Source organism: Cognatishimia sp. (genome assembly GCF_049116455.1).
Lineage (GTDB): Bacteria > Pseudomonadota > Alphaproteobacteria > Rhodobacterales > Rhodobacteraceae > Cognatishimia.
The window spans coordinates 146,738-162,865 of record NZ_JAGDYW010000002.1 but is presented as its reverse complement, the minus strand read 5'-3'; the positions used below and the strand labels follow the sequence as shown (position 1 = coordinate 162,865).

Below are 16,128 nucleotides of genomic sequence, written 5' to 3'. Positions count from 1 at the left end.
TACCTCCCTATTCCGCGGCTGTCGCGGGGGTTACGGGTTGATCTATTTTCGCGAGCATATCGCGCACCTGTGGACATCCGGCGTTTGGATCTGGGCCAAAGCGCACTTCGCTTTCCTCCCAGACACGATCCAGCGCTTCGAGGTCTTCAGGGTCGGTTTCCGGCTCTTTCATAAGCTCGGCCACCGCCTCCTGATCGACCTTTGCACCTGAAAGCTGCAGCAGGGATGCAAAGACAGGTGCATAAGTGCTGTCACGACCCTGAAGGCGTTGTTCAATCGCCTCCAGGATGTGACCTGCGTCCGCCAGAGTGTCCTGCGCTTCCGCGAGAGGGCGCGTTGACAGGAACTCCAGCAGAACCGGCAGATGATCCGGCAATTCCACCGTGACCGGGTCAAAGCCCGCGTCACGATAGGTTTCCACCAGGCTCACCATGGCGCTGCCGCGATCCCGGCTTTCGCCGTGCACATGCTCAAAGAGGTTGAGGCTGAGTGTGCGTGAACGATCAAAAAGGCCCACATAGCGCTCTTGCAGGTCGTAGATGTCATCCTGCTCGAGCTCTGTCAGCAGCGGCACGAGCGCCCGGCGATTGGCTGCGGTCAGACGTGGGTCTGACATCAGCACCGCCGAAATCTCGGAAATCGCGCCCTGTAGTTCCTTTGTAGGATAACTCAAGATGACAGAAAGAGATTTAAATGTTCGGTCCATCACATCGCCTCCTCAGGCATTTTCAGGGGTTTCTTTTTGCCACCAAAGAGCGACTTTCCAGATGTGCCACCAGAGCAGCCATTGGTGTCGGTAAAGCCGCAGCCGCCCCGCAGGTCGTAGGCTTCTTCAACGTGTTCCCGGTGGGTTGTCGGGATGACAAAGCGGTCCTCATAATTGGCGATCGCCATGATGTGGTACATGTCGTCGATCTGATCCGGCGTCAGGCCAACGCGGTTGGCGATGCCTTCGTCGATCACACCTTCGATGGTTTTGGTTCGCATGTAGCTGCGCATTGCGAGCATACGTTCCAGCGCACTGGCCACTGGGGCCTCATCACCCGCTGTCAACATATTAGAAAGGTAACGCACTGGGATACGGAGGTTTTTCACATCCGGCATGCCATCTTCCGCGCTGATCGCGCCTGCTTCGGCGGCATTCTGGATGGGTGAGAGTGGCGGGATGTACCAGACCATCGGCAGAGTGCGATATTCCGGGTGCAGCGGGAAGGCCACCTTCCATTCCATCGCCATCTTCCAGACGGGGCTTTCCTGCGCGGCTTTGATCCAGTCCTGAGGCACACCTTCGGCCTGAGCGGCTTTGATGACTTCTGGGTCGGTTGGATCAAGGAAGACACCCAGCTGCGCGTCATAAAGATCCATCTCTGAATCCGTGCCAGCCGCTTCGGCGATCTTATCCGCATCATAAAGCATCACGCCCAGATATCGGATGCGACCCACACAGGTTTCGGAACAGACAGTAGGATTACCGCTTTCGATCCGAGGATAGCAAAGCGTACATTTCTCAGACTTACCGCTTTCCCAGTTGTAATAGACCTTTTTGTATGGGCAGCCCGAGACACACATCCGCCAGCCGCGGCATTTTTCCTGGTCGATCAGGACAATACCGTCTTCTTCGCGTTTGTAGATCGCGCCGGATGGGCAGGACGCTGCACACGCCGGGTTGAGACAGTGCTCACACAGCCGCGGCAGGTACATCATAAAGGTGTTTTCGTACTCGCCGTAGATTTCCTTCTGAATGCCTTCGAAGTTGTAATCCTGGGAGCGTTTCTCGAATTCACCACCTAGGATTTCTTCCCAGTTTGGCCCTTTCTCGATCTTCTCCATCCGCTCGCCGGTGATCTTTGATCTTGGGCGCGCGGTTGGAAAGGCCTTCATCTCAGGCGCGGACTTCAGGTGGTCATAGTCGAAATCAAACGGCTCGTAGTAGTCGTCGATCTCGGGCAGGTCCGGGTTGCCAAAGATATTGGACAGGATCCGCCATTTTGCACCCTGTTTCGGTTGCAGCTTGCCGGATTTGGTCCGCTCCCAGCCACCGTTCCAACGCGCCTGGTCTTCCCAGTCAGTTGGATAGCCGGTGCCCGGTTTGGTTTCCACGTTGTTGAACCAAGCGTATTCCACGCCCTCACGGTTCGTCCAAACGTTCTTACAAGTAACAGAACATGTGTGGCACCCGATACATTTATCGAGATTCAGCACCATGCCAATTTGTGCGCGGACTTTCATTCTGCTGCCTCCGGGGTTGGTGTTGCTTCTTCGTCGAGCCAGTCGATCTTCTTCATTTTGCGAACCACCACGAATTCGTCGCGGTTTGCGCCGACGGTGCCGTAGTAGTTGAAGCCGTAGCTCTGCTGCGCATAGCCACCGATCATATGGGTTGGTTTCAGGGTCGCTCGGGTGACCGAATTGTGAATACCGCCCCTATTCCCGGTCTTCTCAGAACCCGGTGTGTTCACGATCTTCTCTTGTGCGTGATACATGAAGGTCGTGCCGTCTTTCATGCGCTGAGAGACCACCGCGCGGGCTGTCAAAGCCCCGTTGGAGTTATAAAGCTCGATCCAATCGTTATCGTCGATGCCGACGGATTTGGCGTCATTCTCAGACAGCCAAACCACTGGACCACCACGGTTAAGCGTCAGCATCAACAGGTTGTCGGAATAGGTGGAGTGGATACCCCATTTCTGGTGCGGTGTAATGAAGTTGAGGAACAGGTTGTCCCCGTCATCCAGCACGTCCTTGTTGATGGTCTTCAGATCCACCGGAGGCCGGTAGGACATGAAGCCCTCGCCAAAGGCCAACATCCATTCATGATCCTGATAGAGCTGTTGACGCCCTGTGAGTGTTCGCCAAGGGATCAACTCATGCACGTTGGTGTAACCGGCATTGTAGCAGACATGCTCGCTTTCGATACCCGACCATGTTGGCGACGAGATAATCTTGCGAGGTTGCGCTGCGATATCACGGAAGCGGATTTTCTCTTCTTCCTTTGGCTTCGCCAGATGGGTGTGATCGCGGCCTGTTGCTTTGGACAGCGTGTCCCAAGCTTTTACCGCCACTTCGCCGTTGGTTTCTGGTGCCAGCATCAGCAGCATCTCTGCCGCATCAATCGCAGTTTCGATTTTTGGCTGGCCTTTGCTAACACCTTCTTCACGAACAACGCCGTTCAGATCGCGCAGCAATTCCACCTCGTGGGCGGCATCCACGTTGATACCTTTACCACCGTTTCCGAGTTTCTCGAGCAGTGGCCCAATTGAAGTGAACTTCTTGTAAAGGTTAGAATAATCCCGTTCTACCGCTACATAGTTTGGTGCAGTTTTACCGGGGATCAGATCGCATTCGCCTTTCTTCCAGTCTTGCACCACTGGCTGGGCCAGTTCGCCCGGTGTGTCGTGCAGGATTGGCACTTGAACGATGTCGGTCTCAACACCAAGGATTTCAGGCGCCACTTCAGAGAATTTCTTGGCGATGCCTTTGAAAATCTCCCAGTCGGTGCGGCTTTCGTAGGCCGGATCAACTGCCGCCTGAAGCGGGTGGATGAAGGGGTGCATATCTGAGGTATTAAGGTCGTCTTTCTCATACCAGCTGGCGGTGGGCAGAACGATGTCTGAGTAGACCGCTGTTGTGGACATGCGGAAGTCGATGGTGACCAGCAGGTCGAGCTTACCTCGCGGTGCCTCGTCATGCCAAACCGCCTCTTTCGGCTTCTGCTTGCCTTCCTCGCCTAGGTCTTTGCCCATCACACCGTGGTCCGTGCCCAGAAGGTGCTTGAGGAAATACTCGTGACCCTTGCCGGAAGACCCGAGAAGATTGGAACGCCAGATAAAGAGGTTGCGTGGCCAGTTTTCCGGTGCATCCGGGTCTTCGCAGGACATCTGAAGATCACCGGATTTTAAGTGCTTGGCGACGTAATCCTTCACATCCAAACCGGCTGCTTTCGCGGATTTCGATACTTCCAGCGGGTTTGTTTTCAACTGCGGTGCTGATGGCAACCAGCCCATCCGTTCCGCACGGATGTTGTAGTCGATCATGCTGATGTCCCAGTCGCCTTCCGGCGCGGTGGGGCTTAGGATTTCATCCGCTTCCAGCTGCTCATAACGCCACTGGTCGGTATGTGCGTACCACATCGATGTAGAGTTCGCCTGACGCGGTGGACGGTTCCAATCCAATGCGAAGGCCAATGGCAACCAGCCAGTTTGAGGGCGTAGTTTTTCTTGGCCCACATAGTGGCTCCAGCCACCGCCGGATTGGCCAACACAGCCACACATCACCAGCATGTTGATGACACCGCGGTAGTTCATATCCATGTGGTACCAATGGTTCATCGCCGCGCCGATGATGACCATGGATTTACCATTGGTATCAGCCGCGTTCTGCGCGAATTCACGCGCCACTTGGATGATCTTGTCTTGCGGAACGCCGGTGATTTTCTCAGCCCATGCAGGCGTGCCCGGCATATCGACGGAGTAATCGCTGGTGACCCATTCACCACCCAAACCACGGTCGAGGCCGTAGTTGGCGCAGAAAAGGTCAAAGACGGTTGCGACCAGCACTTCGCCGTCAGCGGTTTTAACTTTCTTGACCGGCACATTGCGGGTCATCACGTCAGGGTGGCCACATTGCACCCAGTTTTCAGTGGCTTGACCGCCGAAGTATGGGAAGTCGACGCCACTAACGTCGTCGTGGTCCTCTTCCAGCACGAAGGACATCGCGAGGTCGGTTTGTTCACATTGCGCTTTAGTTTCGAGGTTCCACTCGCCGTCCTCACCCCAGCGATAACCGATGGAGCCATTTGGCGCGACCAGCCCACCGCTTTCGCGGTCCCAGGCAACGGTTTTCCATTCCGGGTTGTTCTCTTCACCCAGTTTGCCGTCCAGATCGTCAGCCCGCAGGAAGCGGCCCGCGACCAGTTGATCGCCTTTCTTCTCGAGCTTCACCAGCATTGGGAAGTCGGAATACTTGCGGGTGTAATCCGTAAAGTATGGGACCTGCTGATCGAGGTGGAATTCACGCAGGATGACGTGGCCAAAGGCCTGCGCCAATGCCGCATCGGTGCCCTGTTTTGCGTTGAGCCAGACGTCACCAAATTTTGCAGCTTCGGAATAATCCGGGCAGATCACGGCGGATTTTGTGCCTTTATACCGGGCCTCTGTATAGAAGTGCGCATCCGGTGTCCGAGTTTGCGGCACGTTAGAGCCCCACAGTAGCAGGTAACCAGCATTGTACCAATCGGCACTTTCCGGAACGTCAGTCTGTTCACCCCAAGTCATTGGGCTGGCTGGCGGCAAGTCACAGTACCAGTCGTAGAAAGACCCACAAACACCGCCTAGCAGGCTGAGGTAGCGCGAACCGGCCGCGTAAGACACCATGGACATCGCAGGAATGGGCGAGAATCCGATCACACGGTCTGGGCCGTAGGTTTTGGCAGTGTAAGCGTTGGCGGCGGCGATCAGCTCTTGGGCTTCGTCCCAAGTTGCGCGCACAAAGCCACCTTTGCCGCGCAGTTTCACATAGTGATTGCGCAAAATCGGGTCGCTCTGGATTTTTGTCCAAGCGGTTGTCGCATCCATGGTCTCGCGCATCTTGCGCCATGCTTTTAGCAAGCGGCCGCGGACCAGTGGGTGTTTCACACGGTTGGCAGAATAGAGGTACCAGCTGTAGCTCGCGCCACGGGCACAGCCACGAGGTTCGTGGTTTGGCAGATCAGGTCGCGTGCGCGGGTAATCCGTTTGCTGGGTTTCCCAAGTCACGATCCCGGATTTCACATAGATTTTCCATGAACAGGATCCGGTACAGTTCACCCCGTGGGTCGAGCGCACCACTTTGTCGTGACGCCAGCGATTGCGATAGGTGTCTTCCCAGTCGCGATTTTCACGGGTCGTCTGACCGTGTCCATCGGAAAACGTGTCGATTTCCTTGGATTGTAGAAAGTTCAGTCGGTCGAGCAAGTGGCTCATAATTTCGGCTCCCGTAGGGGTTAGGGTGCCTGCCCGAAGCGTTGCTCCGGACAGGCGAAGGGACGCTTAAGGGTTCTTGATGTAGGCGCCTGGGCGCAGGTAGAACCACCAGTTGATGACGATGCAGACGCCGTAGAAGATGGCAAATCCGTAAAGCGCGATCTCAGGGGTTCCGGCTTTCATCTGCTCGCCGAAGACTTTCGGGATGATGAAGGCACCGTAGGCGGCGACAGCGGCTGTCCAACCCAGAACCGGACCAGCCTGTTCTTTGTTGAAGGCCACAGCGATGGTCCGGAAAGTGGACCCGTTGCCAATGCCAGTTGCCGCGAAGAGGATCAGAAACAGACCCAGGAATGGGTAGAAGTATTGTTCCGGAGTGGCCGAGTTGTAGGCCGCTTGGATGAAGTAAGCCACACCCAGAGCAGAAGCCACCATCACGATAGAGATCCACTGGGTCACGCGAGCACCGCCGAGTTTGTCAGCAAGAGAGCCGCCAATCGGACGGATCAACGCACCAATGAATGGCCCCATCCAGGCAAACATCAGGGCAGATGGGCCGTTCGGGTTCACAGTGTCGTGGGTCATCACACCACCCACTTCGAGGTGGCTGAAGCCGAAGACAACTTTGATGGTCAGCGCAAGTGCTGCGGAATACCCGATGAAGCTACCAAAGGTCATGGTGTAGATCACGGTCATCGCCCAAGTGTGCTTGTTGCCGAAGATCTTGTACTGACGTGTCAGGTTCTGACCCACTTGGCCGGGGATCATTTTCAGACCCAAAACAGTCAACGCGATTACGATGGGCAGCACGATCCATTTGGAGACACCGAAGCCAGAGCCACCCACGTTTTCAGGTAGCATCAGCCACAGGCCAAAGCCCGCGCAGACGAAACCAATGATCAACATGAAGGTGATGATGCCAAAGGCACCAACTGGGCTTGGAATGTCAGGGCTCACGTGCTCGTCGCGGATGTTGTTCATGCCGAGCCAGCCAGCGATGGCCAGTGGGATGAGAAGCAGCAACCAAACGAAGCCGGCGTTGTGGATGTAAGTTGGAGTGCCAGCCGGGATTTTACCGATCAGTGTACCGGAAGTGTTTTCCAGGATCATTGGATCGCCACCAAAGAGACCAAATGTCATCACCAGAGGAATGACGATCTGCATGGTGGTCACACCGAAGTTGCCCAGACCGGCGTTCATACCGAGCGCATAACCCTGGATCTTCTTTGGGAAGAAGAACGAGATATTGGACATCGAAGATGAAAAGTTACCGCCACCGATACCACTCAGGAAGGCTAGGATTTGAAACTGCCAAAGCGGTGTGTCCGGGTTCTGCAACGCAAGACCTGCACCGATCGCAGGGATCATCAGCAGTGCAGTTGTGAAGAAGATGGTGTTCCGCCCACCCGCGATGCGGATGAAGAAGGTTGACGGGATACGCAACGTTGCGCCGGTCAGACCGGCAATCGCTGCCAGTGTGAAAAGTTCAGAGTTTTCAAAGGCAAAGCCCAGGTTGATCATCTGAACGGTGATGATCCCCCAGTAAAGCCAGACGGCAAAGCCACAGAGCAGCGATGGAATGGATATCCAGAGGTTCCTGTTGGCGATGGCGCGCCCGGTCGAGGACCAAAAGGCCTCATCATCCGGCGCGTAGTTTCTAAGATCTTGTCCCAATGGGTCTCTCCTCGTCGTTGAGGTTGTTGGGGCGGGCCACCTCTGGCCCGCCGGAGTTCGAATTATTCAGCGGGTTGCGCGCGTTCACGGGTTTCGATTGCCACAAGGCCCTCGTTCAGAGCGGCATTGGCCGCATCTGCCCGGCGACGTAGTGTCTCGATATTGGCCGCAGCAAAGTTGGCGCGTTCTTCGTCTTCTTGGCGGGTGGAGAAACGCACAAAGAAAGCCAGGACGGAGGCACAGGCCACAACAACGCCAAGGATGAAAAAGGCTTCGGACCAATCGATCATGTTCTTGAACAGAAAGCCTGCGAGGACCGCGCCTGCGTTACCGCCTGCGCCAACTACGCCAGCGACCGCGCCAAGTGCCTTCTTATTGATGAAAGGTACAACTGAGTAAGTCGCGCCCTCTGCCATCTGAGTGAAAAGCGAAAAAACGATCAATGCTGGTAGCGCCAGGAACAAGACTTGCATCTGACTGAAGACCATCAGCGCGCAGCCTTCGAACAGCAGGCAGATGAACAACCAGAAGCTACGGCCTTTCAGTCCCCAAAGCGCACCAAAGTTATCCCCGAATATGCCACCCAATGTCCGGGCGAACATGTTCATCAGACCAAAAGAGGCAGCCACAAAACCAGCAGTGACAAGTGTCAGGTCGTAATAATCGATGAAGTAAAGCGCTGCGACGTTGTTCACTGTTAGCTCGATGCCAAAGCAGCAGCCGTAGATCACAAACAGAACCCACACGCGCGGATCTTTCAGCGCCTGGATATAGTTGCCAGTCACCTTTTTCTTTTCAGGCATACGGCCTTGCGCGCGCAGATCATCAAAGTTGCCTTCCGGCGCGTCTTGAGTGACGAAGTAGTAGGCAATACCGATCAGGAAGATGATCACACCAACCACAACCATAGACAGGCGCCAGCCAACCGCTTCAGAGAACCCAAAGCCGATCACCATCACAGAGAACAAAAGCGGCATCACAAACTGAGTGACACCACCACCAAGGTTGCCCCAGCCGGCGGATGTCGCATTTGCTTGCCCCACCACGTTAGGCGCGAACATGACTGTTGTGTGGTACTGGGTGATCACGAAGGCCGCACCGATACAACCGATTAGGACGCGGAAGAGAAGGAAGGTCTCAAAGCTCTGCGCCAGTCCGATCCCCATCACGGGAAAAGACCCCAAAAGCAGCAGCCAAGTATAAGACTTCCTTGGGCCGATCCGATCACACAGCCAGCCTATAAAAAGCCGGGCAAAAATAGTCATCGAAACAGACCCGATGATTGCCCAGCCGATTTGATCTTTTGTAAGTTGCAGCTCGTCCCGCACGACGCTCATCAGCGGTGCGATGCCGAACCATGCAAAGAAACATGAGAAGAAGGCGAACCAAGTCATGTGGAAGGTTCGAATTTGAACCATTTTCACATTGAAGAAGTTACGCCAAAGGCTTGTTGCCTTACCCTGCAGTTCCATTCAGTTGACCCCCATTCTTAGGGCACTTAGGTGCCTAACGGACGACAGAAAGCCGTCGTTTCAGTTGGTCAACTTATTCACTAGGGCAGCGCACATCTGTGTTGATCCAAGTCAAGGATTCCCAAATTATCCATAAAAATAAGGCACTTCAGACATTTATCAGGCGAAATTTTTGTAAATATCAGCTCATGACTTGATCGGTCATATTTGCTTGGTTGACATTCCCACCTCGTTGGCTTGATAAAAATCAAGTCGGGAAAATTAGAGGCAGCCTTATGCGACCAGAGGATATTCCGGGAATCAGGGCCCTGCCCGTATTCTCGCAAATTGATGAGGAAAATTTTGAGCGCCTGATCCGAGGGGCCTACTTCCAAAGCTTCCCGTCACATATCGAATTGATCACCGAGGGACATCCAAGTGACTTTCTGCACATCCTTGTGCAGGGGAAGGTCGAGCTTTTCGCAAATTGGGAGGGGCGTGAAACCACAATGGCCACGGTACACCCAATTTCGAGTTTCATTCTAGCAGCGACCATTAAAGACGCAGAATACCTCATGTCCGGCCGCACTGTGGAACGCTCCAAAGTTCTTTTGATCCCATCGATCGATGTTCGAAATGTCTTCGCTGATGACAATGGGTTTGCACGCTCCGTCGTCAACGAGCTCGCTCAATGCTACCGTACTGTTGTGAAATCCCAGAAAGACCTCAAGCTTCGCACGTCATTAGAACGATTGGCCAATTACTTGCTGCGTCAACGGGCCCGTGCCAAAGCAACGGACGAGTTCGATCTGCACATGGAAAAGAAAAAACTGGCCTCATTTCTGGGAATGACCCCCGAAAACCTAAGCCGCGCATTTAAAGAGCTGCGAAAACATGGGTTAGAAATCACTGGCAGCCAGGTTCGGATCATAGATCCTGTGGCGTTAGAAGAATTTGCAAAACCAAGCCGTTTGATTGACGACTACTCTAGCTAGTAATCTGTTAGTTCTTCAGAGTTTAGCCATTTGAATGCGATGCAACCGAAGCTACCAAGCCTATTGCAATTCAGGTAAACCGTGAAGGGGATCTCCATTGTCGATCGAAATATTGCGGCCCCTTTCCTAACAGTATTGAAAAAAGGATCATGTTTTCTGCAAAGAATTTGTCTAAAAAACGGTCAGCCGTCACATAAATGTTCTGAACAACCGTGTGAACTGCTCGGGTTTTGCAATAAAACACGCGTCCAGTTTTACGTATTTCCACTACTAAAGAACGATAGGTGACCGCTGAGATAGTTTTTTGCGCGATGGGTGCTAGCATAACGAAGGCAACAAATTTGCGAGCATGTATCCTGTCTAAAGCTTAACGAGCTAAGGATTGCCTGAACGAATTTGTATTGGCGTTAAGCGCGTTCAAGAAAGCACACCACTCGATCAGAAACCAAGGCGGTTTGCACTTTTTGATCTCGTCACCACGAAATTCAGTCAGTAGGCCCGCCAAATCAGGCGGGCCCATGAACTTTGATGATTTAGTAGGCCACGGAAGGCAGCCAGGTTGCCAAGGCCGGCCAGAGGAATACAAGAGCCAATCCAGTCAGCTGCAACAGCACAAAAGGAATGATGCCTTTGTAGATGTCCATCAGCTTGATCTCCGGCGGGCAAACCCCTTTTAAGTAGAAGAGCGCAAATCCCACGGGTGGCGTTAGGAAACTCGTCTGTAAAGTGACAGCGACAAGGATAACAAACCACACCAGTGATGGTTCATCGATCGCGTCAAAGCCTGGGATATCAAGGCCCAAACCATTCACGATTGGACGCATCAGCGGCAATACGATCAGGGTGATCTCGATCCAGTCCAGCACAAAGCCCAGCAGGAAAACGATGAAGAGGATTGCGATGACTGTACCGTTTGGGCCAAGACCTGTGCCGTGAATCATAGCTTCGATCAGCTCATCCCCACCAAGTTCACGTAGCACATAAGAAAATACCGTTGCACCAAGGAAGATCGCAAAGATGTAGGCGGTTGTGTTGAAGGTAGATTTCAGCACGTTCACCAGTTTGCGCAAGGTCAGCTTACGGTAACCAAGCGCCAGTAATGTTGCACCAAAGGCCCCAATTCCAGAGGCTTCGGTTGGAGTTGTCAGACCGGCAAAAATTGAACCCAGTACGGCCAAAATCAAACCTAGCGTTGGCATTACCGCGAACAAAACGTCTTTGACCGCCGCCCAATCCGGGCGCGTCGCACCTTCTGGGACCGGGGCCACATCACGTTTCACGAGTGCGATGATGAAGATATATGTCAGATAGAGGCCGCCAATGATGATGCCTGGAAAGACGGCAGCCATGAACAGGTCCCCAACGGAAAGCGCCATTTGATCGGCCATGATCACGAGCATGATCGAAGGCGGGATCAAGATGCCCAGAGTACCTGAGGCAGAGACAACACCAGCAGCCAAAGACGGACTGTATTTCTGTTCCATCATGGAAGGCAGAGACAACACGCCGAGCAAAACCACTGAGGCACCGATGATGCCGGTAGACGCAGCAAGGATAATGCCGATCATGGTCACAGTGATCGCAAGGCCACCGCGCACGGTGCCAAACAGTCGCTGCATAGATGTCATCAAGCGTTCTGCAACACCGCTTTCATCCAGCATGAGGCCCATGAAGATGAACATCGGCAGGGCAACAAGCACCGCATTCGACATGGTCGCGTAAACGCGGTTCACCACTGCACCAAGGGTCAGGTAGTCTAGCCCTGTCAGGGTTTCTTCCAGCCCCGTCCAATTCATCATGCCATTGTCAAAGAGGAAGGCGATACCGCAATAGGCAACCCCTACCCCGGCCAATGTCCAAGCGACCGGAAACCCCGTGAAAAGAAGTGCGATGAATGTCAGGAACATCGCAATAACAAGTTTTTCTTCGGTGGTCTCAACCAAGAATGTCAGCGCAGTCGCAACCAAAGCAAAACCGATCACGGCCCACACGATCAAGCGCAACCCTTTGCCCTGACGTTCGTCCTCATAGTTTACGTAAAGAGCGTGAGCGTCGTGGATCAGGCGCGCGAGTGCTGCAAGACCAAGCAATACAAAGCTTACCGGGATTACAGCCTTCAACGCCCAGCGTGCAGGTAAACCAGTTGGGCTGTCAGAGCGTTCATTCACGCGCCAGCTTTCGTAGAAATAGTCGTAACCTTGATCTACCATCAAGTAGATAAAGGGCACCAAAAGCGCCAAAATGCCGATGATCTCAATCACGCGGCGCGCGCGGGTGCTAAGCTGCATGTGCAGCAGGTCCACACGGACATGGCTATCAGTCACGAGCGCATAAGAGATGCCGACCATGGTGACGAGCCCATAAAAATGCCACTGGATTTCGTCTAGCTTGGGGAAGTTTAGATCAAACAGATAGCGAAGCGTCACCTGCGTAAAAATGGCGGCAATCAGCAGTACGTTGGCCCACATCACCACATTGCCGACACCCTTAACCAGGGTGTCGATGCCGACGGCAACGGCCTGCGCGTCACGCTCTTCTTGTTCTAGAATGTGCTCATAGACCTCAATTGGGTCGGTTTCGGGCGCGTTCAGAGTGGCCATAGCTTCCTCCTCCAAGGGCCATGGGCCCATTGATTTAGCTAGAATTCAGTTAAAAAATGGGGCGACTAAGGGAAGTCGCCCCACCGTGGATGCAAGTAAAGTTACTTGCGAGGGAGGAATGCGTTTTCTTTCCAAACGGCGTAGCCGTCACGGAATTCAGTTAGATCCGCAAGCACTTTGGCGAAGAACTCATCGTTGCCGGCTTCCTCTGCGGCCACTTCTTCCCAAGTGGTGCGGAATGTTGACAGCATTTCATCGTTCCATGTCTTCATGGACACGCCGTTGTTTTCGATGTTGTCGATCAGAGCCGCGTGCTGGATCGCTTCGCCTTCGGCAAAGCTATCAGCCATGGAGGCCTTACATGCGTTTTCGATGATAGCTTTGTGTTGATCAGAGGCTTCGTTCCAAACATCTTTGTTGACCAGAAGCTCAAATACGGTCGCTTGCTGGTGCCAACCTGGGAAGTAGTTGAATTTCACCAGCTTGTGGAAACCAAGACGCGCATCGATCGCAGGCATGGAGAATTCAGTCGCGTCAATCGCGCCTTTTTCCAACGCAGGGAAGATTTCACCGCCCGGCAAAAGGGATGTCGCAACACCCAGTTTCTGCATGACTTTACCACCCAGACCGAAGAAGCGCATTTTCAGGCCATCAAGGTCTTCCGGGCTGTTGATTTCATTTGCAAACCAACCTGACGTTTCAGGTGCGATGACCGCGCATGGCAGCACTTTCACATTGAACCCTGCTTGGTCGTACATTTCCTGATAGAGGTTCATGCCGTTGCCGTAGTAGAGCCACGCCATGTATTCACCGGCTTCTGGACCAAATGGGACGGCAGAGAACAAAGGTGCTGCCGGGATTTTACCAGCCCAGTAGCCCGCAGTTGTGTAGCCGGAGTTGATCTTCCCGGAAGACACGGCATCCAGAATTTCAAATGGCGGAACAAGTTTGCCTGGCTCGTAAACTTTCATTTTCAGCGTGCCGCCAGACATGAGGTCCAGTTGCTCAGCAACGCGTGGGATTGGCGAACCCAGACCTGGCAGAGAGGTCGAAAACGCAATTGGAGTTTTCAAAAGGATCTTGTCGGCGGCGGCGGCACCCTGCGCAGCAACCAGTGTTGCGGCAACGGCTAGGGAAGTAAGGGTCTTTTTCATCGTATCTCCTCCAACGATCGAAATTTCCGAGCTAGCGGCTCAAATTGGTAAATAATATTTACCTCAAGATTCAGTCAACAATTTAATTTACCACTTAGTGCGGTAATCATTTGGTTTTGGATGAGAGCAAGAAACGCAATATTTGTGTATAATTTTGTGATGATCTTCTGTTATACATGAATTTCAATACGTTATACGCAAAGCACTTGTCAGTATTTTTGGGTATTTGCGCCTTGAATATATAGCACTTGATGGTAAACTAAATTAACAACTGAAAATTGACCTAAACGCTCAGGACAAACAGAAAATGTCGGATAAAAGCCCATTTGAACCAGTCGGCCACGAATCAATTTCGGACGCTGTGGTTGATCAAATCGAGGCGATGATCGTTGATGGCATCCTAAAAGAGGGTCGTAAGCTGCCATCAGAAAGAGAGCTTGCAGAAGCCATGGGCGTATCGCGTCCGAAGATCCGGGAAGCGCTGCAGGAGCTAGAGAGTAACGGCCTCGTGACCGTCCGGCATGGGGAGGGTACGTTTGTTTCGACACTGACGGGCCGTGCGATGTCACCTGCGCTCCTTTCCCTTTACGCCCGCCACGGAGAAGCCTTCTACGACTACCTTGAGTACCGTCGAGAACAAGAGGCCTTTGCCGCACGATTGGCAGCTGAACGCGCAACCAATTCTGATAAAGAGCGCCTGGCTGACATTATTGTTGAAATGGAAAAGGCCAGGGAAAACGACGATTCAGATGCTTCGCAAGAGGCTGACATCCGTCTACACACGGCCATCGTAGACGCGAGCCAGAATACCACCCTGATGCATATGATGGCGTCGGTCTATGACCTGACGCGGCAGGGGGTTTTCTATAACCGCCGATATCTACGCACCATGGATGGCACTGGTGAAGCACTGCTTCAGCAACATAAGGATATGGTGGAGGCAATTCTTTCGGGCGATGGCGAGGCCGCAGACACAGCGGCGCGCGCGCATATGGATTTCGTGGAAAAAAGCTTTCGCAAAGGACAAGAGCAAGCGCGCCGGGAAGAACGTGCTGCGAAAAGGCGTAAACTGTCGGTGTAAAGAGGCTGAATTTTTCGCGCGTCACCAGTGGACAACCCATAAGATCAAGCGCTGCAAACCTCTGCTCTCAGCCTAATAACTGACACCTTTTGTGAGACCGCAATTCCGCCAGATCACTCTAGTTCTCATACCAAAAAACGACTGATACCGCGGCAGCCCACTTATCTAAGTTCTTTCATTTCAACAAAACCCATATCGGTGAAATCCTGATTGCTCCCTGCCATGCTCCCGGTAAATCGATAGAATCCTGTACCCGCCCCACTGTGAACGGACCAGCCAGGAGGCAAAACAGCATCGCCCGATTTCGTCATCGGGTAGCGGGTTTCTGTGGGTTCACCCATAAAGTGAAAAACGCGTGTTTCATCCTTCATATCGAAATTTTCAGTCGACACTGCTTTTCGGAGAGCTAAGGCTGTATCGCAACGGAGGCTCTGGCAGAAATCACCGCGCGAGAGATCTATCCAGACAAAGATAAGGAAACTGACAAGGAATAGGCCGATTACACACGTTCCGCTCTGGCGTCTTATGACCAACAGGTTGGTACATGTAAAATGGGCCACGATGAACTGGCCGTTGTTGACCTTGAACGAAGCATTCGCGGGTTGGAGGGTCTGCGCGTTGTAGACGCTTCCATCAAGCAACGCCGAACTACAGGCAACACCAACGCTCCGTTGTCATGATTGCAGAAAAAGCTGCTGACATGTTCAAAGCGAGCGCAGCGAGCTAATCCAAAGGGACAGCCACCACAAAGACCGAAGTGGCATAGCGTGAAATTCCTGATCGTAGTCCGATCTTTGACCAAACCAAAGCACAACTGGCAAAGTGAGATACACACCAATACCACGATTGATGAATATTTACAGCAAGGTCCACCGATTGAAGGGACTGACACAAATCTGATTGATAGCGGTTCTTGGGCTTGCAATTTTTCTTCCACTTTTGACGTAAATCGACCCGTTGGGACATTGGGTAACCGTAATCGCCTATGCCGTGTTTTGGCCGGACCTATTAATTTGGTTGGCTTAGTATTTCCTGAAAAACCGGATTCCCAGGTTGTTTGCTGACAGGGTCTACCTCATCAATTTTCAAGTATTAGCAATGGCACTTTGCTTAGACGTCGAAGAAGTCAGGCAATGGATCTCTGGTGATCACAGCGTCATCCAGTCAACTCGTGCGACCCTCCCTTTGGGTTGACCATCATACTGTCTCCGCTGGC

The 16,128-nt window shown here is 53.1% G+C and carries 11 protein-coding genes; 3 read left to right on the top strand and 8 right to left on the bottom strand.

Annotated features, from left to right (window positions below):
• Positions 1 to 7: 7 nt before the first annotated feature.
• The 5 genes from narJ to JXQ85_RS04285 form a co-directional block, all read right to left on the bottom strand.
• The gene (gene narJ / locus JXQ85_RS04305) at positions 8 to 706 is read right to left on the bottom strand and encodes a nitrate reductase molybdenum cofactor assembly chaperone (protein WP_421747650.1); all 699 of its coding nucleotides are present in this window, start codon (positions 704 to 706) and stop codon (positions 8 to 10) included.
• The gene (narH, locus tag JXQ85_RS04300) at positions 706 to 2,229 is read right to left on the bottom strand and encodes a nitrate reductase subunit beta (RefSeq protein ID WP_421747649.1); all 1,524 of its coding nucleotides are present in this window, start codon (positions 2,227 to 2,229) and stop codon (positions 706 to 708) included. The genes narJ and narH overlap by 1 nt, the downstream gene beginning before the upstream one ends.
• Positions 2,226 to 5,957, bottom strand: coding sequence for a nitrate reductase subunit alpha (locus JXQ85_RS04295; protein ID WP_421747648.1), 3,732 nt, complete (start codon positions 5,955 to 5,957; stop codon positions 2,226 to 2,228). The genes narH and JXQ85_RS04295 overlap by 4 nt, the downstream gene beginning before the upstream one ends.
• Before the next feature lie 66 nt (positions 5,958 to 6,023).
• Positions 6,024 to 7,631 carry an antiporter gene (locus tag JXQ85_RS04290; protein WP_421747647.1) on the bottom strand — a complete coding sequence of 536 codons (1,608 nt, stop codon included), beginning with the start codon at positions 7,629 to 7,631 and terminating at the stop codon, positions 6,024 to 6,026.
• A 62-nt stretch (positions 7,632 to 7,693) separates the two neighbouring features.
• On the bottom strand, positions 7,694 to 9,103 hold the full coding sequence (locus JXQ85_RS04285) for an MFS transporter (protein ID WP_421747646.1): 1,410 nt from the start codon (positions 9,101 to 9,103) through the stop codon (positions 7,694 to 7,696).
• A 275-nt stretch (positions 9,104 to 9,378) separates the two neighbouring features.
• Here JXQ85_RS04285 and JXQ85_RS04280 point away from each other — a divergent pair, with 275 nt between their 5' ends.
• Positions 9,379 to 10,077 (top strand): helix-turn-helix domain-containing protein, encoded by a 699-nt coding sequence (locus JXQ85_RS04280; protein ID WP_421747645.1) that lies wholly within the window; start codon positions 9,379 to 9,381, stop codon positions 10,075 to 10,077.
• Between the two features lie 533 nt (positions 10,078 to 10,610).
• Here JXQ85_RS04280 and JXQ85_RS04275 read toward each other — a convergent pair.
• Together JXQ85_RS04275 and JXQ85_RS04270 are read right to left on the bottom strand one after the other, a co-directional pair.
• Positions 10,611 to 12,677: a TRAP transporter large permease subunit gene (locus JXQ85_RS04275; protein WP_421747644.1), complete on the bottom strand. Its 2,067-nt coding sequence runs from the start codon at positions 12,675 to 12,677 to the stop codon at positions 10,611 to 10,613.
• Positions 12,678 to 12,778: 101 nt separating this feature from the next.
• Entirely contained in the window at positions 12,779 to 13,831 is a 1,053-nt protein-coding gene (locus tag JXQ85_RS04270; RefSeq protein ID WP_421747643.1) for a TRAP transporter substrate-binding protein, read from the bottom strand.
• Between the two features lie 307 nt (positions 13,832 to 14,138).
• Between JXQ85_RS04270 and JXQ85_RS04265 the strand changes: the two genes are divergently transcribed.
• The gene (locus JXQ85_RS04265) at positions 14,139 to 14,912 is read left to right on the top strand and encodes a FadR/GntR family transcriptional regulator (RefSeq protein ID WP_421747642.1); all 774 of its coding nucleotides are present in this window, start codon (positions 14,139 to 14,141) and stop codon (positions 14,910 to 14,912) included.
• Positions 14,913 to 15,073: 161 nt separating this feature from the next.
• Here the strand turns inward: JXQ85_RS04265 and JXQ85_RS04260 are convergent, their stop codons facing one another.
• Positions 15,074 to 15,283 (bottom strand): hypothetical protein, encoded by a 210-nt coding sequence (locus JXQ85_RS04260; protein WP_421747641.1) that lies wholly within the window; start codon positions 15,281 to 15,283, stop codon positions 15,074 to 15,076.
• Between the two features lie 180 nt (positions 15,284 to 15,463).
• Here JXQ85_RS04260 and JXQ85_RS04255 point away from each other — a divergent pair, with 180 nt between their 5' ends.
• A complete protein-coding gene (locus JXQ85_RS04255) occupies positions 15,464 to 15,592 on the top strand; it encodes a GMC oxidoreductase (RefSeq protein ID WP_421747640.1) in 129 nt (42 codons plus the stop codon).
• Positions 15,593 to 16,128: the final 536 nt, after the last annotated feature.